Origin of the sequence: Sphingopyxis sp. OAS728, assembly GCF_014873485.1 — a bacterium.
GTDB lineage: Bacteria > Pseudomonadota > Alphaproteobacteria > Sphingomonadales > Sphingomonadaceae > Sphingopyxis.
On sequence record NZ_JADBDT010000001.1, the window covers coordinates 1,576,575 to 1,603,223 of the forward strand.

At 65.9% G+C, this 26,649-nt stretch carries 27 protein-coding genes; 15 read left to right on the forward strand and 12 right to left on the reverse strand.

Features of this window, described 5'->3' with window-relative positions; translation table 11 throughout:
* Nucleotides 1-7 precede the first annotated feature (7 nt).
* The 4 genes from GGC65_RS07375 to GGC65_RS07390 all read right to left on the reverse strand — a co-directional run bounded on the left by GGC65_RS07375 (nt 8) and on the right by GGC65_RS07390 (nt 5,187).
* Nucleotides 8-1,549 carry an XrtA system polysaccharide chain length determinant gene (locus GGC65_RS07375; protein WP_192646556.1) on the reverse strand — a complete coding sequence of 514 codons (1,542 nt, stop codon included), beginning with the start codon at nt 1,547-1,549 and terminating at the stop codon, nt 8-10.
* A gap of 48 nt (nt 1,550-1,597) precedes the next feature.
* Nucleotides 1,598-2,254: an XrtA/PEP-CTERM system exopolysaccharide export protein gene (locus GGC65_RS07380; RefSeq protein ID WP_192646557.1), complete on the reverse strand. Its 657-nt coding sequence runs from the start codon at nt 2,252-2,254 to the stop codon at nt 1,598-1,600.
* Nucleotides 2,255-2,428: 174 nt separating this feature from the next.
* Nucleotides 2,429-3,658: a pyridoxal-dependent decarboxylase, exosortase A system-associated gene (locus GGC65_RS07385; protein ID WP_192646558.1), complete on the reverse strand. Its 1,230-nt coding sequence runs from the start codon at nt 3,656-3,658 to the stop codon at nt 2,429-2,431.
* Nucleotides 3,655-5,187 carry an acyl-CoA ligase (AMP-forming), exosortase A system-associated gene (locus tag GGC65_RS07390; RefSeq protein WP_192646559.1) on the reverse strand — a complete coding sequence of 511 codons (1,533 nt, stop codon included), beginning with the start codon at nt 5,185-5,187 and terminating at the stop codon, nt 3,655-3,657. The genes GGC65_RS07385 and GGC65_RS07390 overlap by 4 nt, the downstream gene beginning before the upstream one ends.
* Before the next feature lie 35 nt (nt 5,188-5,222).
* Between GGC65_RS07390 and GGC65_RS07395 the strand changes: the two genes are divergently transcribed.
* The 4 genes from GGC65_RS07395 to GGC65_RS07410 are packed head-to-tail and all read left to right on the forward strand — an operon-like array spanning nt 5,223 to nt 7,964.
* The gene (locus GGC65_RS07395; protein ID WP_192646560.1) at nt 5,223-6,212 is read left to right on the forward strand and encodes a GNAT family N-acetyltransferase; all 990 of its coding nucleotides are present in this window, start codon (nt 5,223-5,225) and stop codon (nt 6,210-6,212) included.
* Entirely contained in the window at nt 6,209-6,475 is a 267-nt protein-coding gene (locus GGC65_RS07400; RefSeq protein ID WP_318780135.1) for an acyl carrier protein, read from the forward strand. The genes GGC65_RS07395 and GGC65_RS07400 overlap by 4 nt, the downstream gene beginning before the upstream one ends.
* A gap of 14 nt (nt 6,476-6,489) precedes the next feature.
* Nucleotides 6,490-7,158, forward strand: a complete 669-nt coding sequence (locus tag GGC65_RS07405; RefSeq protein WP_192646562.1) for a hypothetical protein — start codon at nt 6,490-6,492, stop codon at nt 7,156-7,158.
* Nucleotides 7,143-7,964 carry a hydrolase 1, exosortase A system-associated gene (locus GGC65_RS07410; protein ID WP_192646563.1) on the forward strand — a complete coding sequence of 274 codons (822 nt, stop codon included), beginning with the start codon at nt 7,143-7,145 and terminating at the stop codon, nt 7,962-7,964. Before GGC65_RS07405 ends, GGC65_RS07410 begins: the two co-directional genes overlap by 16 nt.
* Here the strand turns inward: GGC65_RS07410 and trxB are convergent.
* The gene (gene trxB, locus GGC65_RS07415; RefSeq protein ID WP_192646564.1) at nt 7,961-8,926 is read right to left on the reverse strand and encodes a thioredoxin-disulfide reductase; all 966 of its coding nucleotides are present in this window, start codon (nt 8,924-8,926) and stop codon (nt 7,961-7,963) included. The two genes, GGC65_RS07410 and trxB, sit on opposite strands and share 4 nt — an antisense overlap.
* 90 nt (nt 8,927-9,016) lie before the next feature.
* Between trxB and GGC65_RS07420 the strand changes: the two genes are divergently transcribed.
* Genes GGC65_RS07420 through GGC65_RS07430 form a run of 3 tightly spaced genes read left to right on the forward strand, consistent with a single transcriptional unit; the run spans nt 9,017 to nt 12,001 of the window.
* A complete protein-coding gene (locus GGC65_RS07420; RefSeq protein ID WP_192646565.1) occupies nt 9,017-10,027 on the forward strand; it encodes a hypothetical protein in 1,011 nt (336 codons plus the stop codon).
* Nucleotides 10,024-10,647 carry a class I SAM-dependent methyltransferase gene (locus GGC65_RS07425; RefSeq protein WP_192646566.1) on the forward strand — a complete coding sequence of 208 codons (624 nt, stop codon included), beginning with the start codon at nt 10,024-10,026 and terminating at the stop codon, nt 10,645-10,647. Before GGC65_RS07420 ends, GGC65_RS07425 begins: the two co-directional genes overlap by 4 nt.
* Nucleotides 10,648-10,663: 16 nt before the next feature.
* Nucleotides 10,664-12,001, forward strand: coding sequence for a caspase family protein (locus tag GGC65_RS07430; RefSeq protein WP_192646567.1), 1,338 nt, complete (start codon nt 10,664-10,666; stop codon nt 11,999-12,001).
* A 189-nt stretch (nt 12,002-12,190) separates the two neighbouring features.
* On the opposite strand, the gene GGC65_RS07435 is transcribed toward GGC65_RS07430, so the two are convergent.
* From GGC65_RS07435 to GGC65_RS07455, 5 genes are all read right to left on the reverse strand, one after another.
* Nucleotides 12,191-12,916, reverse strand: a complete 726-nt coding sequence (locus GGC65_RS07435) for a rhodanese-related sulfurtransferase (protein ID WP_192646568.1) — start codon at nt 12,914-12,916, stop codon at nt 12,191-12,193.
* Between the two features lie 28 nt (nt 12,917-12,944).
* The gene (locus tag GGC65_RS07440) at nt 12,945-14,957 is read right to left on the reverse strand and encodes a GMC family oxidoreductase N-terminal domain-containing protein (RefSeq protein ID WP_192646569.1); all 2,013 of its coding nucleotides are present in this window, start codon (nt 14,955-14,957) and stop codon (nt 12,945-12,947) included.
* An 81-nt stretch (nt 14,958-15,038) separates the two neighbouring features.
* A complete protein-coding gene (locus tag GGC65_RS07445; protein WP_192646570.1) occupies nt 15,039-15,662 on the reverse strand; it encodes a DJ-1/PfpI family protein in 624 nt (207 codons plus the stop codon).
* Nucleotides 15,663-15,686: 24 nt separating this feature from the next.
* Nucleotides 15,687-16,181, reverse strand: coding sequence for a hypothetical protein (locus tag GGC65_RS07450; RefSeq protein WP_192646571.1), 495 nt, complete (start codon nt 16,179-16,181; stop codon nt 15,687-15,689).
* Nucleotides 16,182-16,251: 70 nt separating this feature from the next.
* Nucleotides 16,252-18,345, reverse strand: a complete 2,094-nt coding sequence (locus GGC65_RS07455; protein WP_192646572.1) for a malate synthase G — start codon at nt 18,343-18,345, stop codon at nt 16,252-16,254.
* Nucleotides 18,346-18,547: 202 nt separating this feature from the next.
* On the opposite strand from GGC65_RS07455, the gene GGC65_RS07460 reads away from it, so the two are divergent.
* Nucleotides 18,548-18,847, forward strand: coding sequence for a WYL domain-containing protein (locus tag GGC65_RS07460; protein ID WP_192646573.1), 300 nt, complete (start codon nt 18,548-18,550; stop codon nt 18,845-18,847).
* A gap of 2 nt (nt 18,848-18,849) precedes the next feature.
* Here the strand turns inward: GGC65_RS07460 and GGC65_RS07465 are convergent, their stop codons facing one another.
* Nucleotides 18,850-20,022 (reverse strand): GGDEF domain-containing protein, encoded by a 1,173-nt coding sequence (locus GGC65_RS07465; RefSeq protein ID WP_192646574.1) that lies wholly within the window; start codon nt 20,020-20,022, stop codon nt 18,850-18,852.
* A 55-nt stretch (nt 20,023-20,077) separates the two neighbouring features.
* A complete protein-coding gene (locus GGC65_RS23550; protein WP_264081022.1) occupies nt 20,078-20,206 on the reverse strand; it encodes a hypothetical protein in 129 nt (42 codons plus the stop codon).
* Between the two features lie 40 nt (nt 20,207-20,246).
* Here GGC65_RS23550 and GGC65_RS07470 point away from each other — a divergent pair, with 40 nt between their 5' ends.
* The 7 genes from GGC65_RS07470 to GGC65_RS07500 all read left to right on the forward strand — a co-directional run bounded on the left by GGC65_RS07470 (nt 20,247) and on the right by GGC65_RS07500 (nt 26,609).
* A complete protein-coding gene (locus GGC65_RS07470; protein ID WP_192646575.1) occupies nt 20,247-21,449 on the forward strand; it encodes a hypothetical protein in 1,203 nt (400 codons plus the stop codon).
* A 52-nt stretch (nt 21,450-21,501) separates the two neighbouring features.
* Complete coding sequence (locus GGC65_RS07475; protein ID WP_192646576.1) at nt 21,502-22,713, forward strand: hydrolase; 1,212 nt, start codon at nt 21,502-21,504, stop codon at nt 22,711-22,713.
* Nucleotides 22,710-23,711: an arginine N-succinyltransferase gene (locus GGC65_RS07480; protein WP_192646577.1), complete on the forward strand. Its 1,002-nt coding sequence runs from the start codon at nt 22,710-22,712 to the stop codon at nt 23,709-23,711. The genes GGC65_RS07475 and GGC65_RS07480 overlap by 4 nt, the downstream gene beginning before the upstream one ends.
* Before the next feature lie 133 nt (nt 23,712-23,844).
* A complete protein-coding gene (locus GGC65_RS07485; RefSeq protein WP_192646578.1) occupies nt 23,845-25,095 on the forward strand; it encodes an N-succinylarginine dihydrolase in 1,251 nt (416 codons plus the stop codon).
* A complete protein-coding gene (locus GGC65_RS07490; protein WP_192646579.1) occupies nt 25,092-25,763 on the forward strand; it encodes a spermidine synthase in 672 nt (223 codons plus the stop codon). The genes GGC65_RS07485 and GGC65_RS07490 overlap by 4 nt, the downstream gene beginning before the upstream one ends.
* 78 nt (nt 25,764-25,841) lie before the next feature.
* Nucleotides 25,842-26,264, forward strand: coding sequence for a hypothetical protein (locus GGC65_RS07495; RefSeq protein WP_192646580.1), 423 nt, complete (start codon nt 25,842-25,844; stop codon nt 26,262-26,264).
* Between the two features lie 42 nt (nt 26,265-26,306).
* Nucleotides 26,307-26,609: a UBP-type zinc finger domain-containing protein gene (locus tag GGC65_RS07500; RefSeq protein ID WP_192646581.1), complete on the forward strand. Its 303-nt coding sequence runs from the start codon at nt 26,307-26,309 to the stop codon at nt 26,607-26,609.
* Nucleotides 26,610-26,649 lie beyond the last annotated feature (40 nt).

Below are 26,649 nucleotides of genomic sequence, written 5' to 3' on the forward strand. Positions count from 1 at the left end.
TCCCCCGTCACGCTACCATGCCGCGCTGGATGAATTCGGCGACCAGCAGCAAGGCATAGAGGCCGACGAGTGCGCCCCCGCCGCCCGCGAGCCAGATGAGTTTCTTGCGCCGGTCGAGATGGCGTTCCGCCGTCACGACTTCGGTGATCGATCCGATTACTGGCAGGCCGCTTGCGCGTTCGAGCTTTGCCGCGGTCGCATAGCTGGTGCGGACCTGGCCGAGCCCGAAGGCCGCGCCGACGCCGCCGCCGATGCCCGCGAGCAGGACGAGCGTCAGGAACAGGGGCCGGTTGGGAGCCGCGGGGCTGGTCGGTTTCGACGGCGGGTCGAGCAGCTCTATCTTGATTGCGTCGGTTTCGGTCTGCACCTCGCCGCGCATGCGGACCTGTTCGCGCTGCGCGAGCAATTTGTCATACTGCGCCTTGAACGCGGTATATTCGCCGTTGATCCGGTCATATTCGGCGGCAATGCCGGGGTTCTGGATCTGCTGCGAGGTGATCTTGGCGATGTCGCCCGTCAGCTGCGCCTTGCGCGCCGACAGCGCGCTGACCGTCGCCTGGCGTTCGGCGCGCATCGCCGCGAGCGAGGCATAGGCGGGGTTTTGCGAATTGCCGCCGCCACTGGCGCCCGCACCTTCGCGGTCGGCGATGGCTTTCAGCGAGGCGATCTGGCTTTTCAGCGCGATGATATCGGGGTGCGCGTCGGTCAGCCCGCGCGCGCGCATCGACGAGAGTTCGTTCTGCGCCCCGGCAAGCTGCTGGCGCGCGACGCCGCCGCCCACGCCGCCCATGCCGGGGACGTTGATCGTCGCGGGGGTCGAGGCGAGCTGGCCGTTCGCGGCAGCAAGCTGCGCCTGCGCCGACACGAGCTGCGAATCGATCTGGCCGAGTTCGGCGCGCGCGGCGTCGACCCGCTGGGCGGGTGAGCCGCTGCCGCCGGGGATCAGGCCGATATTCTGCGCTTCGAACGCGCCGCGGCGCGCTTCGACCTCGCGCAGCGCCTTTTCGCGGTCGGCGATCTGGGCGTCGAGGAATTTCAGGCCTTCGCGCGCGTTCATCCGGCCGCCGCGCAGCTGGTCGTCGCGAAATACGGTGATCAGGCTGTCGAGCACGCCCGAGGCGAGCTTGGCATTGTCGGCGTCGGACAGGCTGCCGACCGCGACGCTCGAGGTGATTTCGAAGATATTGTCCTGCTGCGGAACGACCTTGATATTCTTTTGCAACATCGCGACGGCGCCGGCCTTTTCGCGTTCGTTCGCGCCGGCGGGGAGCAGGCCCGTGGTCGCTGCAACCTTTTCCATGTTGCGCGCGCTGGTCAGCGTTTCGCGGATCTGGTCGAGCTGCGGACGCCCGCCACCGCCCTGCGCGTCGTCGGGAAGGATTTCGTTGACGTCGACGAGCAGCCGGGCGCGGCTGTCATAGCGGTTGGGGATCGACGCGATCGCCAGCCAGCCGAGGATGCAGATGCCCCACGCCACCGCCAGCACGAGCCACCGGCGCGTCCAGACGCTGTGCAGCGCCACCCGGAATTCGTCGTAAAGGCTGGTCATCGGTCGAAATGGATCCTTGGGAGATGGGTGGGAGGCGGCCGGTCGATATCAGAACATGCTTTCGGGGATGATGATCACATCGCCCGGCTGAAGCCGCACGTTCGCCTTGATATCGCCGCGCTTGATCAGGTCATTCAGCCGCAGGCCAAACTCCTGCTGCTTCCCACTGCCCTTGTCGAAACGGACGAGTCGCGCCTTGTTTCCAGCGGCATATTCGCCGAGGCCGCCGACTGCAATCATTGCGTCGAGCACGGTCATGTTGGCGCGGAACGGGATCGACGCCGGTTTCTCGGTCGCGCCGACGACGCGCACCTGCTGCGAGAAGGTGCTGTTGAAGCTGGTGACGATCACGCTGACAATCGGATCGGTGATATATTGGCTGAGCTGGAGCTTCAGATCCTGCTGCAGCATCGTGGGGGTTTTCCCCACTGCGGGCATGTCGGTGATCAGCGGGGTGGTGATGCGGCCGTCGGGGCGCACCTGGACCTTGCCGCCGAGTTCGGGGTTGCGCCACACGAAGATCTGGAGCTCGTCGAGCGGACCGATGATATATTCCTCGCCCGGCCCTTCCTGGTTCGCGACGAAGTTCGCGCTGGGCAGTTGCGGCGCGGGGCCACCGGCGCCCATGCAACCCGTCAGCGCGGTCGCGGCGATGCCCGACACGAGCGCGGCGCGCGCGATACGGAGCGAAGGGAACGAAGCCATAATCCATCAACCTTTCGGGGCCATCAGGGGAACCGCGGTCCGGAAACTCCGCGGCGACAGCCATTGCGTCAGCTTCCGCCATTGCTCGAAAAGGGTGAACATAATGTTAGTATTGACATAAGTTTGGACCGCGCTCGTCGCAAACTGTCCCGATAGGGAACAGATTCAGGCGCGTCAGACGAGCATTTCGCGCGCCGGTCCCTGCCCGAGGAAGGTCGCCGGGCTCGCGCTCGCGCCATAGGCGCCAGCGAGGAAGATTGCGATGAGGTCGCCGACCCCTGCGCGGGGGAGCGCGACCTGATCGCCGAGGCGGTCGAGCGGAGTGCATAGACAGCCGACGACCGAGACGGTTTCGGTGGGCTCGCGGCCGAAGGCGCCCGCGACCGCGATCGGATAGTTACGGCGGATCACGGTGCCGAAATTACCGCTGGCAGCAAGCTGGTGATGGAGGCCGCCGTCGGTGACGAGGAAGGTTTCACCATGGCTGACCTTCCGGTCGACGATGCGGGTGAGATAGACCCCCGCCTCGGCGACGAGCCAGCGGCCGAGTTCCATCGCGAAATGGCTTTTGGCGAGCACCGGGTCGCGCGCCGCGAGCGTCTCGGTAAGCGCGGCTCCGACGGCCCGCACGTCGACCGCCGTGTCGCCGGGGAAATAGGGCACGCCCATCCCGCCGCCGAGATTGACGAGCGGCGGGGTCTCGCCGATCTCGTTCGCGAGCCGCGCCGCGAGCGCCACGGTCTGCGCCTGCGTGTCGGCGATCGCCGCAGCATCAAGTGCCTGCGATCCCGCAAAAATATGGAAGCCCTGCCAGTCGGCGCCGGCATCGATCAGGCGGCGGACGAGCGCCGGGACCTCGGCGGCGTCGACCCCGAAAGGCTTGGCACCGCCGCCCATCTTCATCCCCGACCCCTTGAGGTCGAAGTCTGGATTGACGCGCACCGCAAGGCTGGGCGTGAGGCCGAGATGCCCGGCGATCGACAGCGCGCGTTCGGCCTCGCCCACGGATTCGAGGTTGAGCGTCGCGCCGGCGCTGATCGTCGCTTCGAGTTCGCGATCGCGTTTGCCGGGGCCGGCAAAGCTGATGTCGCCCGCCGGCATCCCGCTCGCGAGCGCGGCCTTGAGTTCGCCGCCCGAGGCGACATCGAACCCGTCGACCAGCCGCGCCATGAAGGCGAGCAACGGCGCGTAAGGGTTCGCCTTCATCGCATAATGGAGCTGCACCCCGCCGGGCATCGCGGCGCGCCATTCGGCGACGCGCGCGGTCAGCATGGCGCTGTCGTAAACGAACAGCGGCGTGTCGCCCGCGACGTCGGCGAGCGCCTCGGCGCGGTCACCACCGACAAGCAGCATGCCGCTGACATCGGCGCGAAAACCGGGCGGGATGGGGCCGTGCGGTTTCATGCCGTCACCTCCTTGGCCCAATTGGCGGCGATCGCCACGCGGTCGAGCTTGCCATTGGGATTGCGCGGCAGGACGTCCCGCCATTCGATCGCCTGCGGCTGCATGAAATTGGGGAGATTCTGGCGAAGATACGCCGCTAGGCCCTCTTCATCGACGATACCATCCTTGCCACGAACGATCAGGACGATCGCGGCCCCGAGCCGCTGATCGGGGACACCGAACGCCACGGCTTCGTAGATCAGACCCGACGCGACCGCGACATCCTCGACCTCGGTCGGGCTGACGCGGTTGCCTGCGGTCTTGATCATCGCATCATCGCGTCCGACAAAATAGAGGAGATGGTTGGCGTCGCGGCGCACGGTGTCGCCCGACCACACCGCCATCCCGCCATATTCGGAGGCACCCGGCGCGGGCTTGAAGCGCTGCGCGGTGCGTTCCTCGTCCTGCCAATAGCCCTTGGCGACGAGCGGGCCGCAATGGACGAGTTCGCCGGGTTCCTCGTCGGCGGTTATCGTGCCATCGGTCCGGCACACGAGAATCTCGGCGTGCGGGATCGCGCGGCCCATCGAGGTCGGATGATCGGCGACGAGTTTCGGATCGAGGAAGGTCGAGCGGAACGCCTCGGTCAGCCCGTACATCGGGTAGATATCGGCGTTCGGGAACGTCCTGCGCATCGCGTCGATCAGCGACGGTGTCAACGCGCCGCCGCTGTTCGTCAGGCGTTTCAGATGCGCCGCCGTTTCGGCAGGCCATTCGGCCTCGACGAGTTGAACCCAGAGCGGCGGCACGCCCGCGAGCGTCGTCGCCTTGTGCCGCGCGACCGCCTTCACGACGTCACGCGCGGTCAGATAGTCGAGCGGCGCCACCGCCGCGCCCGCATACCAGCTCGAAAGAAGCTGGTTCTGGCCGTAGTCGAAGCTGAGCGGCAGCACGGCGAGCACGCGGTCATCGGGCGCGATCCCGAGATAGGAGGCGACGCTCTCGGCACCGAGCCACAGGTTCGCGTGGCTGAGCATCACGCCCTTCGGCCGCCCGGTCGAGCCGCTGGTGTACAGGATCGCGGCGAGGTCGCCCGGCTCGGCGATCGAGAGCGGCAGCCCCTGCCCGCCCGAATCAATGACTTCCTCGCCGATCTTCAGATCCTGCACCACGCATTCGTCGGGCAGTCCGTCGCCGAGCATCTCTGCGCGCGCGCCGTTGGTGACGAGCAATTTCGCGCCGCTGTCCGACAGGATATGCGCGACCTGCGGCCCCTTGAGCAGCGGATTAACCGGCACATGGATCAGCCCCGCGCGCGCCGCGGCAAGCGGCATCAGGCAGGCGAGCCGCGTCTTCGCGCTCCAGCTTGCGACGCGTTCGCCGGGGCCGCCGGCCTGCTCGATCAACCATGACGCCAACCGGCCGACGCCGGCGTCGAGCTCGGCGAAGGTCGTGATGCGATCGCCGATCAGCAGCGCAGGCGCGCCCGGCGCGCCGCGGCGGGCGAGATGGTCGAGAGGAAGCGAGGGCGGGTTTTTGACTTTGGTCATCGGCTGTTAGGACTGGAGTGATAGAGGGCGGCACCATGCAAGGGAACGGTGAACATCACGCTAATGATGATGCGGCACGCGCCGCAGGCTTCGCCGCGCCTTTCGACCGAGCCCTTTGGTTCGACTTGCTCGCGGCGCATGGCTTCGCGGGCCTGGGACGGTTCGATGCGCGCGGCCAGGCTGACGCCACGACCGCATGGCTGCCGCTCCGGGTCGAAAAGCCCGGCCATCTCGCCGGTCTGACGAACTGGTACAGTTTCGCGATCCGGCCGCTCTTTGCGGGTGGCGGCGATCGCAGCACCGCGCTCGTCGACCTCTTTCGCAATTTGCGCGCGAAGGCTGCGCGGTTGTCGCTCTATCCGGTTCGCGACGAGGAGCAGCGGGATATCGTCGCCGCGCTGCGCGATGCCGGCTGGTGGGTGAAGGCAAGCCCGGCCGGTGATCGCCACTGGCTCGACCTCGGCGAAATGGATCATGATGCCTGGTGGGCGAGCCGCCCGGGCGCGTTGCGGAGCACCGTCCAGCGCAAGGCGAAGAAGGGTATCGTCGACATCCAGCTGCTGACCGATTTCGATGCCGAAAGCTGGGCCGCCTATGAGCAAATTTATGCCGCGAGCTGGAAACCCGAAGAGGGTCATCCCGCGCTGCTCCGCGCCTTTGCTGAGGCCGAGAGCGATGGCGGCCGGCTGCGCATGGGAATCGCGCGCATCGACGGCGTACCGGTTGCGGCACAATATTGGACGGTCGAGTACAGCACCGCCTTCATCCACAAGCTCGCGCATGTCGAGGATAGTTTGAAAGCCTCTCCTGGCACTTTGCTGTCGGCGGCGCTGTTCCGCCATGTCATCGAGGTCGACGGCGTGAAGCGCATCGATTTCGGCACCGGCAACGATGGCTACAAGCGCGACTGGATGAACCGGCACGACCCGCTGTGGCGCATCGAGGCTTTCAATCCGTCCCGGCTCGCGGCATGGGGACCGGCATTGAAGGCATTTGCCCGTTCCGTTCTGAGGAAAGAAAAGTGACCGATAGCAGCTCCGTCGACGCCACCCTCCGCGCCCTGCTCGCCGATGTGCTCGGCCTTGGAGACGATCGCGCCGCGGCGCTGACCGAGGATAGCGGGCTGTTCGGCGAACTGCCCGAGTTCGATTCGATGGCGGTCGCGACGGTGCTGACCGAGATGGAAGACCGGCTGGGCATCCTGATCGACGATGACGAGATCGACGGCGAAATCTTTGAAACCTACGGCAATTTGCTCGCCTTTTCGCTGCGCAAAGTGACCGACTGATCCCGGATGCGCGCATGAGCGAACATCGGCTGCGCATCGTCCCCGCGGGTACACCCCGCGCCACCATCCTGATCGTCCCGCCGCTGTTCGAGGAAGCGAACCGCACGCGCCGTACGCTGGTGCTCGCGATGCGCGCGCTGGCGGCTGACGGATTTGCGGCGCTGCTGCCCGACCTGCCGGGGCAGAATGAGAGCCTTATTCCGCTCGTCGAGGTCGATATGGTTTGCTGGCAGGATGCACTCGCCGAAGTGGTATCCGGGATCGATGGCCCTGCGATCGTCGCCTCGTGTCGCGGCGGCGCACTGATCGACCACAAGGCTGAGGCCAAAGCATGGTGGCGCCTTGCCCCCGTCGGTGGCGCGTCGCTGCTCCGTACGTTGATGCGCGCGCGCATCAGCGCTGACCGCGAAGCTGGCGTCGCGTCTTCGCTCGAGAGCCTTCAGGACGAGGCGAAAACCACGCCGCTGTTGCTCGCCGGCAATCACCTGTCGCCCGCGATGATCGCGCAGCTTGGCGCGAGCGAGGCGCAGGCGGTGGAGCCGCTACGCAGCATCGGTCTCGGCGCCGACGGCATCGCGGGAACGCCACTGTGGCTGCGCGCCGAGCCCGGCGAAGACGCCGCGATGGCAGCGGCGATCGCCGCCGATATTTCCGCATGGAGCAAGACATGCGGCATCAGCTGAGTTTCACCTGCGAAGGCGACACGCTCGCCGCGACGCTCGACGAAGCGCCGGGCAGCACCGGCCTGCTGATCGTGTCGGGCGGCAACGAAATCCGCAGCGGGGCGCATCGCGGCATGGCGATGCTCGCGGCACGGATCGCCGAGGCGGGCTATCCGGTGTTCCGTTTCGACCGCCGCGGGATCGGCGACAGCGAGGGCGCGAACGGGGGCTTCGAGAGCAGCGGACCCGATATCGCTGCAGCCGTTGCGGCGTTTCGCGAGGCCGCGCCGCAGGTCGCGCGCATCGTCGCGTTCGGCAATTGCGACGCGGGGAGCGCGCTGTTGCTGCACCAGCCGCTCGCGCTCGACGCGCTGATCCTTGCCAATCCGTGGACTTATGACGGCGAGCAGGCGGACAGCACCGACGAACCCGCCCTGCCCCCTGCCTCCGCTATCCGCGCGCGCTACTGGTCGCGGCTGAAAGATCCGGCAAGCCTGCTGCGACTGATCAAGGGCGAGATCGACTTTCGCAAGCTGCTGCGCGGACTATCCGCGCTCAAACAGGCGCCGCAACCGGCCGTAACCGACAGCCTCGCCTACCGTCTCGACAGTACGCTGGCCGAGCTTCTCTGCCCGGTGACGATCCTGCTCGCGATCGGCGACCGGACCGCGCAAGCCTTCATCGAAAGCTGCGGCCCGTCGCTCGCCTATATCGAAAAGAACCCCTGCACGATCCGAATCGAGCGCCTCGCCAGTACGTCGCACAGCTTTGCAGGCGACGATGCGGACTGGCTCGCGGCGCAAATTCTGACGGCTCTCGCCGCTTAGGCGGTCGCCATCGCGTGATATTCGGCTTCGGCGAGGAAGCGTTCGGCGTCGAGCGCGGCCATGCAGCCCATGCCCGCCGCCGTGACCGCCTGGCGATAGACCTTGTCGGCGACATCGCCCGCGGCGAAGACGCCGGGGATCGAGGTCAGCGAGGTACCCGGCGTGATCTGCAGATAGCCGTCGTCGTCGAGCGGCAGCTTGCCCTTGAACAGCTCGGTCGCGGGGCTGTGGCCGATCGCGACGAAGCCGCCGTCGGTCGGCTCGTGGCTCGCCTCGCCGGTGACAGTGTCGATCAGGTCGACGCCGATCAGGCCAGTGAGGCCCTCGCCCGCGACGAAACGATCGACACGCTTGTTCCAGAGTATCTTGATCTTCGGATTGACCATCAACCGGTCCTGCAGGATCTTTTCGGCGCGAAGCGTGTCGCGGCGGTGGATCAGCGTCACGTCTTCGCTGTGGTTGGTGAGGTAGAGCGCCTCCTCGACCGCGGTGTTGCCGCCGCCGATCACCACGACCTTCTTGCCGCGATAGAAGAAGCCGTCGCATGTCGCGCACGCCGACACGCCCTTGCCGCCGAGTTCCTGCTCACCGGGAACGCCGAGCCACTTCGCCTGCGCGCCCGTCGCGATGACGAGCGTTTCCGCCATGTATACGTCGCCGCCGTCGCCGGTCAGCTTGAACGGACGGCGCGACAGATCGACGTCGACGATCGTGTCCCAGATCATGCTGGTGCCGACGTGCATCGCCTGCGCGGTCATCTGTTCCATGAGCCAGGGGCCCTGCACGACCTCTGCAAAGCCGGGATAATTTTCGACATCGGTGGTGATCGTCAGCTGGCCGCCGGGTTGCAGCCCCTGCACCACGATCGGCATCATGCCCGCGCGCGCCGCGTAGATCGCGGCAGACAGGCCGGCGGGGCCGGAGCCGAGGATGAGCATCTTGGTATGGTGAACGCTGGGCATGACGGTCTTTCAATGACTGTGCGGACACGCACAGATGGGTGTTGCCAATAGCGCTAGCAAGGGTCACCTTCCGCGCCAAGGGGAGACCGCGTGATAACGAACGATAAGCCGAACGAAACGGCGCAACGGCGCCGCGACAACTGGAAATTCGTTACGGTGATTATCGTCGCGCTCGCCGCAGCGCTGGCGGTCTTCATTCTTGCCGAAGCGGGATCGGGCGGCGCGATCGGTTATGCGCTGATGGTCGTGCTGCCCGCCGCGTTGACCGCCTTTATCGCATGGGCCGGCAGCATAGGGCGTAACTGGGCACGGAGCAGCTTCCTGCTCATTCCGGTCTGGCTGGCGCTCGCCGCCACGATCATCGGCGCGCTTGTCCTCCGCGAAGGCGTCGTCTGCCTGGTGATGGCGCTGCCTTTCTGGGTCGCTTTCGGCTATATCGGACTCTGGCCTGTCTATCTGTATCGGCGCAACCAGCGGCAGGTCGATCCGGCGATCTTTCGGGCACATGCCCTCCTCCTCTTGCCCTTCCTCGCGTTGCTCATCGATCAGCAGGTCGCGCCGCCGCGCGAAACACGCACCGTGGTGCGAGAAATCATCGTCGATGCGCCCGCAGCGGCCGTGTGGCCGCGGCTGCTTGCGATCCCGGCGATCTCATCGAAAGAAGGCCGTTGGAACATCAGCCAGGATATACTCCGGCTGCCGCGACCAGTGGCCGCGCATTTGCGGGGCGCGGGCCCCGGCGCGGTGCGCGACGCGCGCTGGCAGGATGGCATCCGCTTTGAGGAAATCGTTACCGACTGGCAGCCGGGCGAGGCGCTGCGATGGCGCTTCGCCTTTCCCGATCCGTCGATCCACGAACGCACCGATCGGCACATCGAACCCCATGGACGCCATCTGTGGATCGATGAGGGCGGATATCGCCTGATCCCGTTGAGCGGTGGCCGAACGAAGATACGGCTGTGGACGCGCTATCACCTCGCGACGCCGTTCAACGCCTATGCCGGATGGTGGGGCGAACATATATTGGGCGATATTCAGGACAATGTTTTGGCGGTGGTGGCCGGGCGGATCGCAAACGACAGGGAGAAAGGGGCGCCATGAGCAGTTGGTGGGAACGTCATGGGGTGCCGCGGCTGATCAAATGCGCCTGTTCGCAGGGGCAGATCATGAAGCTGCGCAGCAAGGTGGTGCCGCATGCGCGCGGCCATGTGCTGGAGCTTGGCTGCGGCGGCGGGATCAACATGGAATTTTACCGGCCCGGGCAGATCGAGAGCTTCAGCGGGCTCGATCCCTCGCCCGAACTGCTCGCGATGAGCGTCGCCGCGGCGGCGGCGCGCGGGATCGATGCCGATATCCGCGAAGGCGTCGGCGAGGCGATGCCGTTCGAAAGCGCGTCGTTCGACACGGTGGTCACGACCTTCACCCTGTGCTCGGTCGGCGATCAGGCCGCGGTGCTGAGCGAAATCCGCCGCGTGCTGAAGCCCGGCGGCACCGCACTGTTCCTCGAACATGGCGCCGCGCCCGATGCCGGTGTCGCGAAATGGCAGCGGCGGATCGAGCCGCTGTGGAAGCGCATCGGCGGCAATTGTCACCTGACGCGGCCCATCGGCGACGCCTATGAAAAGGCGGGTTTTGCCGTCGACCGGCAGGCTGCCGATTATATCCCGAAGACCCCGCGGCCGTTCGGCTGGTACGAATATGGCGCGGCACGCCTCGCCTAGCGAAGAGGATTGCGACATGATGCGATTCTGGCTTGTTACTCTCACCGCGCTGCTGCTGTTCGCGCCGTCGGTGGCCGAGGCGCGCAAGGTCGCGCTGATCATCGGCAATGGCGATTATGCGAACACCAGCCGGCTGGTGAACCCCGCGAACGACATCAGGATCATCGCGGCGTCGGCGAAGCAGGCGGGGTTCGACGATGTCACCGTCGCCGCCGACCTTGCGGTCAATGATTTCCAGAAGGCGATGCGCGATTTTCGCGCCAAGGCCGACGGCGCCGAGGTGGCGATGGTTTATTATGCCGGGCACGGGATCGAGGCGCAGGGCAAGAACTGGCTGATCCCGACCGACGCGCAGCTCAAATCGGACCTCGACCTGCCCTATGAGGCAATCAACCTCGACCGGATGATGGAGGCGGTATCGGGCGCGCAGATCCGGATGGTCGTGCTCGATTCGTGCCGCAACAATCCCTTCGGCCGATCGTGGCGGTCGGGGACGCGCGCGGTGGTCAATGGCCTTGCGGGTGTCGAGGCCGACGATGTGCTCGTGATTTTTGCCGCGGCGCCCGGGCAGACCGCCGCCGACGGGACGAGCGGCAATTCGCCCTTCGCGACCTCGCTCGCGAAACGCCTGCCACAGCCCGATACGCCGGTGCAGCTGCTCGGCGGCTTGATCCGCGACGATGTGCTCGCGGCGACGGGAGGCGCACAGCGGCCGTTCGTCAGCGCCAGCATTACCGGGACGCCAGTGTATCTGGTCCCGCGCGCCGCGCCGCCTGCCGCGCCCGCGGCGTCGGGCGACCGGGCGGCGGTTGAGGATCTCTTGTGGAAGGGCGCGGTCGCCGAAAACAGCGTTCGCGCCTTCAGCGCCTATCTCGCCGAATTTCCCGCGGGCAAATTCGCAGGCGAGGCGAGCGACAATATCGGGCGGTTGCTGAAGAAACCTGCCAGACCGACCGCAGCCTTCGCGGGCGCCGCCAAACGCCCGCCCCCCGTCCCGGCGGCACCGGCGGCGCGCAAGTTCATCGTGTCGAACGTGCGCGTCGAATGCGTCAAGCTGACGGGTCGGCTCGGCCTCGGCCTGCCCGACCAGCTGTTCCTGCGCTTCAACACCGGGCAACGTTTTCCCGAGGGCAAGAGCGAGATTTATTCGATCAAGAAGGGCGAGAGCTGGGTCGTTCCCCAGAGCTTCGAGTTCGACCAGCCGGTGAGTTTCCAGCTCCGCGAATTCGACGATATCGGCGGCAGCGACAATATCGGGACGATCGACATCGGCGACGCGCCGGGGACATTCACGAAGACGCTCGACGGCGATGCCAGCGATTACCGGGTGACCTATACGGTGACGGTCAGCTGACGACCGATTGCGGCCGTAATCTCCCCTCCCGCTTGCGGGAGGGGTCGGGGGTGGGCAGCAACGTTGCGATGACCCACCCCGCTGCGACTAACCAGCAAGCTGGCAAGTCTCGCTGCCCCTCCCGCAGGCGGGAGGGAAAATCAGCTCGCTGCTGCAACGGCACCTCACCACCCCAAAGCTGCCGCCGAATTATTCCTTGTCGCCGATCTCGACGAGCCCGTGCCCGACGCTCACCCGTTCGTCGAAGACGAAGCAGCTGCCGTGCCAGCGGCTGTCGCCTTGGGGCACCTGTTCGAGATAGGCGAGGATGCCGCCTTTCAGATGCACGACATCCTCGACGCCCTCGTGGCGCAGGAAAGCGGTCGATTTTTCGCAGCGGATACCGCCGGTGCAGAACATCGCGACGCGCTTGCCCACAAAGCGGTCGGCGTTGGCGCGCCACCAGTCGGGGAATTCGCCGAAGCTTTTCGTTTCGGGGTTCAGCGCGCCGTCGAAGCTGCCGTAGCCGACCTCGAAATCATTGCGCGTGTCGATGAGCACTGTGTCCGGATCGTCGACAAGCGCGTTCCAGTCGGCGGGATCGACATAAGGCGCGGCGTCGCGCGCGGCGTCGAGCCCCGCGACCTTCATCGTCACGATTTCCTTTTTCAGCCGGACCTTCATGCGCTGGAACGGCATCTCCGCGGCGGTCGAATATTTGACGTCGAGGTCGGCGCAGTCGGGCAAGGCGCGGATATGGTCCAGTACTGCGGCAATCCCGGCCTCGGTTCCCGCGATAGTGCCGTTGACGCCCTCGCGCGCGAGTAGCAGCGTGCCCTTGACGCCTTCCGCAGCGCAAAGGTCGAGCAAGGGCTGGCGCAGCGCGGCGGGATCGTCGAACGGCGCGAAGCGGTAAAGGGCGGCAACCTGGAACATCGGCGCGCCATGTAGGCGCGATTGCGCGCTAACGGAAGGGATCGCTCCGCCCGGTCGCATATTGTGCCATCGCCATCGTCGTCCATTGCGCGTTGACGCGGATGCAGCTCGGGAAGACGCTCGCGTCGGTCACGACGACATTGGTCGTGCCGTGGACGCGGCATTCGGGGTCGACGACGCCATATTGCGGATCCTCGTTGATCGCATTGCCGCCGTGCGGGTGGCTGCTCGACAGGGTCACATCGTCCTGCTCGCGGATCGCCGTCTTGAAAAAGGCATCAACGTCCATGTCGGGCGTAACCTTCTGCCCCTTCGCAAGCGCCGGATAGCATTCGAGCGCGCCGGCGGCGAAATGGACCTTGGTCAAAGTCGCCATCGCGCGCCGCAGCATCGGGAGGTCGTCGTCGACGTCGAGGCGGAATTTGAGCTTGCCGTCGACGATCTGCCCGCGCCGGTCGGCGGGGAAGAGAATGCCCGCCGAATGAACGCGGCTGAAATTCTTCATCCGCTGCGAATGATCGGCAAACCAGCCGGGCATCAGCGAGGCCATCGACATCGGCGGCTGGAAATGGCTTTCGAGCAGGAAATCGCCGCAATCGACATAGCTCGACATCTGGTCCTCGTCCCACGCATCGCCGCCCGCGCCCGCGGGCATCAACGCGACCACCGGCGACGCGACGTTGAGCGAGACCTGATAGCCGGTGCCGTCGATATCGCTGCGGTCGAGCAGCTTCGACGAGGCGATCGTGCCGGCCGCGACGACGACGCCGACGCGCGCGCGGACAAGGCGGTTCGATCCGTCGGGCAGGACCAGCTTCACCGCCTCCGCCTCGCGCCGGCCGTCGGCGGCGGTCTGCCACAATATCTGCTGCGCCTTGGTATCGGGCAGGATGCGCGCGCCGCGATCGCGGCACGCCTGCGGCAAATAGGTCTGCGCCACCCCCATGCGGCGGCCATAGGCACAGCCCGAATTGCAATAGCCGCAATAGGAGCAGGCGGTCGGTGTGTTCGGCGGACCGAAATTCTTGTCGAACCAGTCGGTAATCGCGCGCTTGTCCATCGGGTTGTCCGACGTGTCGGCGTAGGCGTGCCAGCCGTTGATCAGGTGCGGGCCGTTGTGCCGGCCGCTGCGCGGTTCGATCCGCGCGATGCCGAGCATGTCCTTCACCGCGTCATAGCTGTCGTGAAAGGCGGCCGCGTCGATCGGCGCACCGATGCTCGCCCATTTGGCGAGCACATCCTTGGCATCGGGATGCGTCCGCCCGGGTTCGTTGACGCGCAGGCAGATGCCGTTGTTGATCGTCGACGACCCCCCGACGCAGCGTCCCTGGAACACGACGAAATCGCGGTTGGTCGTCGTCTGGACCGCGCCATGTTTGTAGAGCTTGGCGATCATGTCGAGTTCGTGATGGGTGATCGCGTGGCTCGGGTAGAAGGGCCCCGCCTCGACGATCAGCACCTTATAGTCCCAACCCGCGATATTATAGGCCGCGACCGCCCCGCCCGCGCCCGAGCCGACGACGATCACGTCATATTCGTCCTCGAGGCTGTCGGCGTCGACGACATAGGCGGGGTCGATCTCGCGCCCGCGGATCGGCGCGAGCGGCATGTCGGCACTGCCGCGCTGGCGAAATTTGGGCAGCGTGAAGCCGATCTGGCGGTGAACGGGATTGGTCGCATTGGCGTCCTGGTCGCCGGGCTCGAGCCCCGGCTGCCAATGGCCGTAATAGCAGGCGTAGATGATCCCGCGCAGCCGGCCCATATCCTGAAAAAGGTCGATGCTACTGTCGCGCAGCCGGTCGTCGATGCGCTCGACGCGCGTTTCGACATCGACCTCGGCGAACATCGGGCCGAGCACGATTTCGGTCGCGGTGAGCGACAGGCGGATCTCGTCGAGTTTCGTCCCCCCGACCTTTTCGAACAGGTCGCAGACATTGGCGACGACCTGATCGGGGGTGATCGCCATTTCGGCGCCATGGAACAGCGCCTCGGTCAACGCCTTCAAAAATTTGAGCTGCCCGAAATTAAACGGTGCCGTCATCGCCCTGCCCCCAGTTTGCGCACGCTGCAAAATGCCGGATTATAGGCGGTCGGGGCAAGCTGTATTGTACGGGATCGCCAGTTACGCCGTGCGGGCGAGCGCCTCGACGGGCAGGAATGGCTGCACGGCTGCAATCGCGCGCGTCACATAATCCGCTTTCTCACCGACCGGCGCGACATAGTGGAGCGCCTCCTCGGCCGCAGTCACGCCCGCGACCCGCGCGATGATCCATGCGGCGAGATATTGCGATGCGAGGCAGCCGCCCGCGGTCGCGACATTGCCGTGCGCAACGAAGGGCGCGTCGAGCACCTCGACTCCCGCCTCGATCACCCACGGTTTGGTGGTGAGGTCGGTGCATGCGGGGAGATTGCCGATCAGCCCGAGCTTTGCGAGCAGCAGCGTTCCCGAACATTGCGCGCCGATCAACTGGCGCGCCGGATCGAGCCGGATGCGGCCGAGCATCAGCGGATCGGCCGCGATCTCGCGCGTCCTGATCCCGCTGCCGATGATCACCGCGTCGGCCTTGGCCGCGAAGTCGAGCGGTTGCTGGCGTTCGATCGTTACCCCGTTCATCGAGGTCACTTTCGGCGTCGGCGACGTGATATGCGCTTCCCAGCCCTGCCCGCGCAGGCGGTTCAGGATTGCCGCGGCGACGAACGAATCGAGTTCGTTGAAGCCGTCGAAGGTCAGCACCGCAATTTGCACGTCAAAACTCCCGTAAACGATGGCCTATATGGTGCCTTCGAAGACATCCTCAACCCAGCGCGTGCGCGCCGCAGCGTCGCGCTGCGACGAAAGATAGCGGCCCCAAGCAGTGCTTTCGTGCGCGACGATGCCGAGTTCCCAAACGCAAAAGGTCGGGCGCACCAAGCCCGCCTGCGCCGGGTAGGCCGCATCGAACGGTGCAAACGCAGGCATGTCGCCGTGGCGGTACCAGACGGCTTCCCACAGTTCGTTCGACCCGCGCCATACCGACACGAGCAGGAAATAGAAATCGGCGCCGCAGCGGTGGAGGATGACGAAACCGCAATCGCCGGCCGCCAGCGTCGTGGCCGCCTGCTCGTCGAACCATTCGGCAGAGAGCGACGCCACTTCGTCCGGAACCGGCGCGTCGGGCGCGGTCAGGTGATAGAGTTTCACGGCCGCGCCGCCGGCTTCGACAAGTCCCCGATACCCGGCTTGCTTGGGGTAATGGCGATAAGCGGCATCGACAGCGGCGGACATAAGCGGACCTCTCCATTCGTTCCACTTATGTTCTAGTCGCCGTCGACCGCCCCCGCAATCCTCTTTCGCCTCAGGCCGCCTTTTTCGCCTGCCGATATTTGTGGAGCAGCGGCTCGGTGTAGCCCGACGGCTGTGTCACGCCTTCGAAGATAAGCGCGCGCGCCGCCTGATATGCGATGCCGTCCGGCGTCAGCTTTTCGTAAAGCGCATCGCCGGCGTTTTGTGCATCGACCTTCGTCGCCATCCGCGCCAGCGCGGCGTCGACCTGTTCGGGGGTGCAGACCCCGTGGAGCAGCCAGTTGGCGAGCGCCTGGCTGGCGATGCGCAGCGTCGCGCGGTCTTCCATCAGGCCCACGTCGTCGATGTCGGGGACCTTAGAGCAGCCGACGCCCTGGTCGATCCAGCGCACGACATAGCCGAGGATGCCCTGGCAATTATTGTCGAGTTCGCGCGTGATTTCGGCCTCGCTCCAGTTACGCCCCGTCGCGACAGGAATGTTGAGCAACCGGTCGAGCGACGGCACCGCCTCGCCCGCGATCTCCTTCTGCCGCGCGAAGACATCGACCTGATGATAGTGCAGCGCGTGGAGCGTCGCGGCGGTCGGCGACGGCACCCATGCGGTGTTCGCGCCCGACTTCGGGTGGCCGATCTTGGCGTCGAGCATCGCCTTCATCAGGTCGGGCATCGCCCACATGCCCTTTCCGATCTGCGCCTTGCCCGAAAGCCCGCAGGCGAGGCCGATGCGGACGTTGCGGTCCTCGTAGGAGGCGATCCAGTCGCTCGCCTTCATCTCGCCCTTCGGGATCATCGGACCCGCGCGCATCGAGGTGTGGATCTCGTCGCCGGTGCGGTCGAGGAAGCCGGTGTTGATGAAGACGATGCGGTCCTTCACCGCGTGGATGCACGCGCCGAGGTTCGCCGAGGTGCGACGCTCCTCGTCCATCACGCCGACCTTCATCGTGTGACGCGCGAGGCCGAGCATATCCTCGACGGCGTCGAACAGCCGGTCGGTGAAGCCGCATTCCTCGGGCCCGTGCTGCTTGGGCTTCACAATGTAGATGCTGCCGGCACGGCTGTTGGTGAGCGTGCCGAGGCCCTTCAGATCGTGGAGCGAGCAGAGGCTGGTGATCACCGCGTCGCAAAGCCCCTCGGGCGCCTCGGCACCGTTCGGCAGCTTGATCATCGGCGTCGTCATTAGATGGCCGACGTTCCGCACGAACATCACGCTGCGGCCGTGGAGCGTGAAGGGCTCACCCGACGGCGAGGTCCATTCACGGTCGGCCTCCATCGCGCGCGTCACCGTCGCCCCGCCCTTGGCAAAGCTTTCGACGAGATCGCCGCGCATCAAGCCGAGCCAGTTCGTGTAGCCGAGCGTCTTGTCCTCGCCATCGACCGCGGCGACGCTGTCTTCGAGGTCGATGATCGTCGTCAGCGCGGCTTCGAGCACGACATCGGCGATGCCCGCGGGGTCGGTCTTGCCGATCGCGCTCGCCGAATCGATCACCAGTTCGATGTGCAGGCCGTTGTGGCGAAGCAGTATGCCGCCGGGCTTGTGGCCGACGCGTTGCGACGGATCGGCAAGGATGAGTTCGCCGCCCTGCCAGTCGGTCCAGCTTCCCGATGCGAGCGGCACCGCCTCGTCCAGAAACGCCTTTGCCCGCGCGATCACCGCAGCGCCGCGGTCGGCATCATAGCCGCCGGGCCGCGCCGGCGGTGCGTCGAGCGCGTCGGTGCCGTAGAGCGCGTCATAGAGGCTGCCCCAGCGCGCGTTGGCGGCGTTGAGCGCGAAACGCGCGTTGAGCGCAGGGACGACGAGCTGCGGGCCCGCCATCGTCGCGATTTCGGGGTCGACATTCTGCGTGCCGACTTTGAAGGCTGCGGGCTCCGGAACGAGATAGCCGATCTCGCGCAGGAAGGCCTGATAGGCCGCCGGATCGTGCGCTTGTCCGGCGCGTGCTTCGTGCCAGGCGTCGATCTGTGCCTGCAGATCCTCGCGCTTCGCCAGCAGCGCCGCATTTTCGGGCGCGAACTTGCGGAGCAGATCCGCGAAATCGCTCCAGAATTTGACGGTGTCGAGCCCCGTCCCCAGCAACGCGCGCTGCTCGATAAAATCGGCCAGTCGCGAATCGACGGACAGTCCGGAACGGTCGAGAAATTCGGTCATTGTTCACCCTCTGGTCGGCGCGGCTGCGCCAGTGGACCCGGGGAGGAAAGGGCCGCCGCCCTATGCCGCGATTGGTTTCGATTGGCAATGGGCCGCTTTTCCCGCATAGGTTTTCAGCCATTCTGCGCTTGCTCACCCGGTCTGCATGTGCATTATGCTGCAACGCACAACAGAATCTTTCCTCCCCGAACGGCTTTGAACGATGGACGACACGCGACTGAAATTGATGGAGGCGATTGCCCGCAAGCGGAAGGTGACGGCCCAATATAATGGCCAGACCCTGACGCTGGCGCCGCATTTGCTGTTCGAACGGCGCGGCGACCTGTTCATCAGCGCGCTGAACCTCAACAAGAGCTGGCGGTCCGACGAGGACCCGCGCCTCGGCCATTTCAAGCTCGACGGGCTCGCGTCGATCGAATTGATCGATGAGGAATTCGATCCGCTGCCCGGCTTCGAACCTGCACCGCCGCGCGAGGAAGACACCCCGCTGCTCGCGGTCTGAAATCAGGCCACGCCCAGCGCAGGCGCCGGCGGCATTTCGCCGAGCGCGACACGAACCTGGTCGCGCCCACCCGCCTTCGCACGATATAATGCAGCGTCGGCACGGCGCGACAATTCGAACAGCGAATTATCGGAAGTACGTTGCGCGACGCCGAACGACGCGGTGAAGCATCGGTCGATGCCGAGCACGGGCAATTGGACGGCAGCGAACGCGGTCCGCACGGTTTCGGCATAGAGACGGCCGTCGGACAATAACGCATCGGGGAGCAGGACGGCGAATTCCTCGCCCCCGATCCGACCGACAATCGCACCCGCCGGCGCTGCATCGACGAGCATCGCCGCGAAATGCGCGATCACGCCGTCGCCCGCCGCATGGCCGAAACTGTCGTTGATCTTCTTGAAATCGTCGAGGTCGGCGGCGATCAGCACGGCGGCTCCCCCGCGCATGAATGCCAATTCGGCATGATGTTCGAAACCGCGCCGGTTGAGCACGCTCGAAAGCGGATCGGTTTCCGAGCGTGCCACCATTTCCGCGGTGGTGTCGCGCATCATCACCAGCAGCAACACGAGCGCGATCGCCATCAATGTGACGACGCTCCCGCTTTGCGAGATCGCGGCGTAGGTCGTCCCCATATAGCCTTGCGGCGCGCTCGCCGTACCGACCAGCGTCGCGATGAAGGGCTTGGCGACATAGATGGCCGCCGCAACCACTTGCAGCGCGATCAGCAACAGGTCGAGCGCCTGCCGCCTGCCCGAGCGCCAGATCACAAACCCCAGCAGGCTCTGCATCGCGAAATAGGGCAGTTGGTAGAGTGTCAGGCGCAGCGTCGAACCATAGGTCAGGCTGAAGATCGCCGGCACAGCAAGGATCGTGACGACCCATATCGCCGCCATGGCACGCCAGGGCGGCTGCACATGATAATGATAGGCGGCGCCGATCAGCGCAAAGCTGAGCGCGAGCAGGAAGACGAGGAAGATGCCGATGCCGACCGGGGTCGGATCGACCTGCCGCGTCAGCAGGAATTCGAGCGCGACATAGACGATGCCCATGCCATAGCCGGCCGCAAGCCACCGCGCACCGCGCGCGCCGCGGTTCGTCGCCGCCACCACGGCGAACGCCACGGCAAAAATGCCGGCCACGGACATGTTGATGCCAAGCACAAAGGCGGCAGTCATCGGCTCACTCGCTTATCGGTTCGGCCAGCGTAACGAGGCTGTTCCGAACTTTCGGTTAATGCGTTGCGATTCGGCGCAATTCGACCGCCTCATAGCCGAGCGCGACGCGCGCGACAGTGACTTGCCGCACAGTGGAGACGAAATCCCCGGCGGTCCCACGAACATTGTCACGCGCCTCGTCCATGCTATGCGGTCGTCCTCTTCTCCGGACAAGGAAATCGACCGTGCTGCGACGCGCCTTTGCATGCCTTACCCTGCTCCTCGCCGCTGCGTTTCCGCACGGTACGCACGCCGATGAAGGCAAGACGCGGGTCGCGATCCTCGGCGTCGATCACACCGCGCAACTGGTGGCCGAAAAGGACCAGCCAGGAATGCTCGCGGCCTGGCTCGATCTGGCAAAGCCCGCCGCGGTCTGCATCGAGCGCCCGCCCGAACAGGCGTCACGGCAGGATTTTTACGAATTCACCTATGAGGTTCAGGGTATCATCCTGCCTTGGGCCGCAAAGCGCGGCACCGCGCTTTGCCCGATCGATTGGACCCCGCCGATGGACGATCAGCTGCTCGGCTTCGGGGTCGACCTCGACACGCCGCTGGAGATACGCAAGGCGCAAGGATTCCAGGGCTTCCTGGCCTTTCCCGATCGGAAGATTCTCGATTGGGACTTTTTTGCTGCCGAAGACCCGGCGACGCTCGCGCCGCTGCAAAAATGGGCAGCCGAGCCCGCTCCGCGCGCCGATCGCGACCTGCCGCGCCGCCTCTATCTGTATCGCACCTTCATGCAGGCACAGCGCATCCGCGCGGCCGCGCAAGGGTACAGGGGCGAGACGATGCTCGTCGTCGTCGGCTATTTCCACAAGCCCGACATCGAAGCGATCCTGAAAAACGATCCGGCCATCGAAATCGTCTCGCCCGCGAGCCTCGGCCGGCCGGGCGAAGACGCCGTGCGCGCCGCGACGACCACGCAGCACCGGGGTGCGATCCTCGCGTTCAACCTGCTGGGGATGCAGGCGGCGACGGGCGTCGTGAACTGGGATTGGGTCGGGCGCGTGCTCGCCGATTTCGCAGGCGCGGCACCGTCACCCGAAGCCAAGCTGTTCGAGACGCGCCTCGCCATGCTGACCGGCAAGATCGCACCCGCAGAAGCCGCGCGGCGTTATGCGGCGATCGCGAACGACAAAGAGGCGGGCAAGCCGTTTAGCTGGGATGGCGTGAAGGACCGCGCGCGGATCGATTCCTTCTTCGACCCCTTCGGCAATCTCGACGTACGGCAGCGGGCGCGCGTCGAACTCGCACGAGCCCTGTTTGCACAGGGGAAAAACGCGAGCGCGGAGCAAAATCTGGACCAGCTCGCCGGCGAACTTTCGCCGCGCAAGACGCTGCAGCTTCGCGGCTACACGCCGTTGCTGAAGCCAGCCAAGCCGTCCTGACACGCAACGTCGGGGGTCGCCAAACGACATTGCGCGCGTCTATAGCCGGGGCATGACGTCCGTCTCGACAACCGAACATGGCGCGCTCGAACGCGCCGCCGATGCGCCGATGCTGGCACAGGTCGAAAAATGGGCGGCGGTGAACAGCGGCACGGGCAATCTTCCGGGCCTGAAGACCGTCGCGGGCCTGCTCGCCGACAGCTTTGCGGCGCTGCCCGGCGAGGTCCGGCTCGTCGCCGCCGACCCGGTCGAGAGCGTCGACAGCGCGGGCACGGTCAACATAATTCAGCGCGGCGATCATCTGCACGTGCGTGTGCGGCCCGAGGCGCCGGTGCAGCTGCTGCTCACCGGGCATATGGATACGGTGTTTGCCGCCGACCATCCGTTCCAGACGCTGAAATGGCTGGAGGAGGGCGTGCTCAACGGCCCCGGCACCGCCGACATGAAGGCGGGCATTTCGGTGATCCTCGCGGCGCTCACCGCGCTCGAAGCCTCGCCACTTGCATCGCGCGTCGGCTATGATGTGATGATCAACAGCGACGAGGAAACGGGGAGCCAGGCGTCGGCGCGGCTGATCGCCGAGCTCGCGAAGGGCAAGACCGCGGCGCTGACCTATGAACCCGCGCTGCCCGACGGCACGCTGGCGGGAGCACGGCCGGGAAGCGGCAATTTCTCGATCGTCGTCCACGGCCGCGCCGCGCATGCCGGGCGCAATCCGCAGGATGGCCGCAACGCCTTGCTCGCCGCGGCCGATCTGGCGCTGCGCCTCGGTGCGCTCAAATCCGATACACTCAAGGTCAATCCGGCGAAGATCGACGGCGGCGGCCCCAATAATATCGTTCCCGACAGCGCGATCCTGCGCGTCAACATGCGCCCGTCGACCCCCGATGCGATGGCGGCGGCCGAAGCCGCGATGCGTGACGCGATCGCAGCGGTCTCGCGCGAGCATGATGTGCATTGCCACGTCCATGGCGGCTTCAACCGCCCGCCCAAGCCGCTCGATGCCGCGGCGACGCGATTGTTCGAACTCGTGCGCGACTGCGGCGCCGCGCTTGGCCTGCCGCCGATCAGCTGGAATGCGACCGGCGGCGTATGCGACGGCAACAATATCGCGGCGTGCGGGGTGCCGGTGGTCGATACGATGGGCCCGCGCGGTGGGGCGATCCATTCGTCGGACGAATTTCTGATCGTCGATAGCCTTGCCGAGCGCGCGCAATTATCGGCACTCACCATGATAAGAATAGCAGAACGGGGGACGGTGTGAATTATGTGATCCGGGCGGCCAAGCCGGGCGACCTGCAGAGCATTTACGAGATGGCGAAGCTGACCGGTGGCGGTTTCACCAACCTGCCCCCCGACAAGAAGGCGCTGTCCTCCAAGCTCGAGCGCACAGCGGCCTCGTTCGCGAGCGACAAGGAATATCCGTCGGACGAGCTCTACCTGCTCGTGCTCGAGGACACCGACAGCGGCGAAGTGCGTGGCACCTGCCAGATCTTCGGGCAGGTCGGCCAGCGCTGGCCCTTCTATAGCTATCGCATCGGCACCGACAGCAAGCATAGCGAGCAGCTCGACCGCACCTTCCACGCGCAGGTGCTGATGCTGAGCAACGATCTCAATGGCGCGAGCGAGGTCGGCGGACTGTTCCTGCATCCCGCGGCGCGTGCCGGCGGGCTGGGGCTGCTGCTCGCGCGCTCGCGCTACCTGTTCATCGCGCGCCACCGCGCGCGTTTCGGCGACCGCATCCTCGCCGAACTGCGCGGGGTGATCGACGAGGCGGGCGGGTCGCCTTTCTGGGACGGGGTCGCGGGCAAATTCTTCGGCATGAATTTCCAGGAGGCCGACCAGTTCAACGCGGTCCATGGCAACCAGTTCATCGCCGACCTGATGCCCAAGCACCCGGTCTATATCGCGATGCTGGGCGAGCATGCGCGCAGCGTCATCGGCGTGCCGCACCCGACGGGGCGCGCCGCGATGCGCATGCTGGAAAATGAGGGCTTCGCGTTCGAAAATTATGTCGACATCTTCGACGGCGGCCCGACGATGACCGCGCGCACCGATCAGGTCGCCAGCGTTCGCGACGCGAAGCATGTCGAGATTTCGGGGATCGCCGAAACGGGTGCGGACGCGCTGGTCGCAACGGGGCAGCTCGCCGATTTCCGCTGCTGTTTCGGCAAGGTCGGCGACGGCGCCACGCTCGATAGCGAAGCCGCGAAATTGCTCGGCGTCGGCAAGGGCGGCGCGATCAGCTGGATCGGACGTTAGAAATATAAAGCCCCGTTCGTGCTGAGCTTGTCGAAGCACCGTCCTTCCCTGCAGCGTCACAGATAAGAACGGCCCTTCGACAAGCTCAGGGCAAACGGCTTTGAGATCGAACAGACTGGAGCGAGAGCCAACCATGCTCACCGAAATCAACTTCGACGGGATCATCGGCCCGAGCCATAATTATGCGGGGCTCAGCCGCGGCAATATCGCATCGGCGTCGCACGCCGGCGACGTGTCGCAGCCGCGCGCCGCGGCGCTGCAGGGCATCGAGAAGATGCGCCACAATCTGGCGCTCGGCCTGCCGCAGGGTTTCTTCATGCCGCTCGACCGGCCCGACGCGCCGTGGCTCGCGACGCTCGGCACGACGCCCGCAGATGCCGAGGGGCATTTGCGCGCGCAGGCGTGGTCGGCATCGTCGATGTGGGCCGCGAACGCCGCGACAGTCTCCCCCGCCCCCGACAGCGCCGACGGCAAATGCCATCTGACCGTCGCGAACCTCGTCACCATGCCGCACCGCAGCCATGAATGGCCGGGAACGCTGGCGCAGCTTCGCCTCGCCTTCGCCGATCCCGCATTCGTGGTGCATGCGCCGGTCCCCGCGCCGTTCGGCGACGAGGGCGCGGCGAACCATATGCGGCTGTGTAGCGGACATGACGGGCAAGGCGTCGAAATCTTCGTCTATGGCGTCGGCGGCGGGCGCTTTCCGGCGCGCCAGCATCTCGACGCGTCGAAGGCGATCGCGCGCCATCATCGGCTCGATCCCAAGCGCACATTGTTCATCCGCCAGTCGGATACCGCGATTCAGGGCGGCGCATTCCATAACGATGTCGTCGCGGTCGCGAACGAGCGTGTGCTGTTCACCCACGAAACCGCGTTCGAGGATCGCGACGGCGCGCACGCCGAAATCCGCGCCGCCTTTCCCGCCGTCGAGATCGTCGAGGTGCCCGCCAGCGCGGTGAGCCTGCCCGACGCGATCAAATCCTATCTTTTCAATGCGCAGCTCGTCAGCCTGCCCGACGGCGGTGGCATGGGGCTGGTGCTGCCGACCGAGGCAAAGGACACGCCCGCGGTTTGGAACTGGCTGGAGGGAATGATCGCGGGCAATGGCCCCATCCGCCGCCTGCTGCCCGTCAACGTCCGCCAGTCGATGGCGAATGGCGGCGGCCCCGCGTGTCTGCGCCTGCGTGTCGTCGCCGACCCCGCGACGGTCGATCCGCGCTTCATCGCCGACGAGGCAAAGCTCGACCGCATCGCGGGCATCGTCGCATCTCACTGGCCCGAGGCGATCGCCCCCGGCGACCTCGCCTCTGCCGCGTTGGTGGGCGATGTGCGCAACGCCCGTGCGACGCTGCTCGAAACGCTCGACCTCGGCGAACTGGTTTGAAGATACGTGAACTGATCGGCACCGCCGAGGTGCCGGGCGGCGACGAACTGCGCCTGTACCGGCGCGGCGACGATTTCATCATCGCGATCGATCGCAACGAATTGATGAGCAGCCGCATGAGCGGCTCCGAAGAAGCGCTGGCGACGATGACCTGCGACCGGCTGCGCAGCCCCAAAGGTGCCAGCCTGCTGATCGGCGGTTATGGTATGGGGTTCACGCTGCGCGCCGCTCTGGCGACGCTCGGCCCCGACGCGAAAATTGCCATAGCCGAACTGGTGCCCGGCATCATCGAATGGGCGCGCGGGCCGATGGCGGAGCTCGCGGCGGGCTGTCTCGACGATCCGCGCGTCGAGCTGATCCTCGGCGACGTATCGAAAGCCATCAGCGCGGCGACGCGCCGTTACGATGCGATCCTGCTCGACGTCGACAACGGCCCCGACGGCCTGACGCGCGAGGCCAACGAAGGCCTCTATTCGGCGGCGGGGCTCGCCACGGCCAAAGCGGCGCTGCGCCCCGGCGGCATATTGGCGATATGGTCGGCGGCCCCCGACGCGCGCTTCACCCGCCGGTTGACGGCGGCCGGCTTTCAGGTCGAAGAAGTCGGCGTACGCGCGCGGAGCAACGGTAAAGGTCCACGGCACGTCATCTGGTTTGCGCGGGCGAATTAGTCGGGCCGGCAAAAATATTGCGCGATGCCGCCCGGCACGGATAACATCACATCATTCCCGAAACCGAAAGGACGCGGTGTGAACTGGCTCTTCGACGCAATCCTTGCCACGGCGGTCTCCATCGCCGCAGCCGGTGAAACGCCGCCATCCACAAAGCCCTATTCCGAAAGCCCCGATATCGTCGATGAGCGAGCGCGTTCGGGCGACCTCACGATCGGCGCCGAAACGGGCCGCGACACGCCAATCCTGGAAGTCCAGACAATGGGCTGCCTCGTCGCCTTCAAGACGGCGATCGACAGGTCCGGTTTCAAGGCGACAGTGGTGCAACTCGGCGACGGTAGTTCGCTCGATCTGCTTGGCGCGGCGAATGCAATCCGGATCCAGAGCTCGCCGGATCTGGCCAATGTACTGACCCTTCGGTCAAAACAACCGATCGGCAGCGTTTTCGATGCACTGAAAGGCGTCCAGAAAGGCTGTCGAGAGAGCCCGGTGATTTTTTGACCGTCAACAGGGACAGCGAGATCCGCCAACGAAGGAAATGTCATGGCATCCTGCCCGCACGAAACTACGATTCAAGAGGTCGTCCCGAGCGCGAAAGGATGCGAGGAATGCCTGCGGGTCGGCGGCATCTGGGTGCATCTGCGCCTCTGCCGTTCGTGCGGCCATGTCGGATGCTGCGACGATTCGCCGCATCGCCATGCACGCGCGCATTTCCACGAGACCGGCCACCCGATCATCGAGGGCTATGACCCGCCAGAGGGTTGGGGATGGTGCTATGTCGACGACGTCCAGGTCGCCCTCCCCGACCAGACGCCGCAGATCGGGCCGATTCCGCGCTATTTTTGACGGCGGAATCGAGTAAGCATTAGGCGGGGGTGCACGATAA

Coding starts and splice junctions, on each gene's coding strand:
- GGC65_RS07375 (WP_192646556.1), bottom strand. CDS start 1,549: ATGACCAGCCTTTACGACGAATTCCGGGTGGCGCTGCACAGCGTCTGG.
- GGC65_RS07380 (WP_192646557.1), bottom strand. CDS start 2,254: ATGGCTTCGTTCCCTTCGCTCCGTATCGCGCGCGCCGCGCTCGTGTCG.
- GGC65_RS07385 (WP_192646558.1), bottom strand. CDS start 3,658: ATGAAACCGCACGGCCCCATCCCGCCCGGTTTTCGCGCCGATGTCAGC.
- GGC65_RS07390 (WP_192646559.1), bottom strand. CDS start 5,187: ATGACCAAAGTCAAAAACCCGCCCTCGCTTCCTCTCGACCATCTCGCC.
- GGC65_RS07395 (WP_192646560.1), top strand. CDS start 5,223: ATGCAAGGGAACGGTGAACATCACGCTAATGATGATGCGGCACGCGCC.
- GGC65_RS07405 (WP_192646562.1), top strand. CDS start 6,490: ATGAGCGAACATCGGCTGCGCATCGTCCCCGCGGGTACACCCCGCGCC.
- GGC65_RS07410 (WP_192646563.1), top strand. CDS start 7,143: ATGCGGCATCAGCTGAGTTTCACCTGCGAAGGCGACACGCTCGCCGCG.
- trxB (WP_192646564.1), bottom strand. CDS start 8,926: ATGCCCAGCGTTCACCATACCAAGATGCTCATCCTCGGCTCCGGCCCC.
- GGC65_RS07425 (WP_192646566.1), top strand. CDS start 10,024: ATGAGCAGTTGGTGGGAACGTCATGGGGTGCCGCGGCTGATCAAATGC.
- GGC65_RS07430 (WP_192646567.1), top strand. CDS start 10,664: ATGATGCGATTCTGGCTTGTTACTCTCACCGCGCTGCTGCTGTTCGCG.
- GGC65_RS07435 (WP_192646568.1), bottom strand. CDS start 12,916: ATGTTCCAGGTTGCCGCCCTTTACCGCTTCGCGCCGTTCGACGATCCC.
- GGC65_RS07440 (WP_192646569.1), bottom strand. CDS start 14,957: ATGACGGCACCGTTTAATTTCGGGCAGCTCAAATTTTTGAAGGCGTTG.
- GGC65_RS07450 (WP_192646571.1), bottom strand. CDS start 16,181: ATGTCCGCCGCTGTCGATGCCGCTTATCGCCATTACCCCAAGCAAGCC.
- GGC65_RS07455 (WP_192646572.1), bottom strand. CDS start 18,345: ATGACCGAATTTCTCGACCGTTCCGGACTGTCCGTCGATTCGCGACTG.
- GGC65_RS07460 (WP_192646573.1), top strand. CDS start 18,548: ATGGACGACACGCGACTGAAATTGATGGAGGCGATTGCCCGCAAGCGG.
- GGC65_RS07465 (WP_192646574.1), bottom strand. CDS start 20,022: ATGACTGCCGCCTTTGTGCTTGGCATCAACATGTCCGTGGCCGGCATT.
- GGC65_RS23550 (WP_264081022.1), bottom strand. CDS start 20,206: ATGGACGAGGCGCGTGACAATGTTCGTGGGACCGCCGGGGATTTCGTC.
- GGC65_RS07475 (WP_192646576.1), top strand. CDS start 21,502: ATGACGTCCGTCTCGACAACCGAACATGGCGCGCTCGAACGCGCCGCC.
- GGC65_RS07485 (WP_192646578.1), top strand. CDS start 23,845: ATGCTCACCGAAATCAACTTCGACGGGATCATCGGCCCGAGCCATAAT.
- GGC65_RS07500 (WP_192646581.1), top strand. CDS start 26,307: ATGGCATCCTGCCCGCACGAAACTACGATTCAAGAGGTCGTCCCGAGC.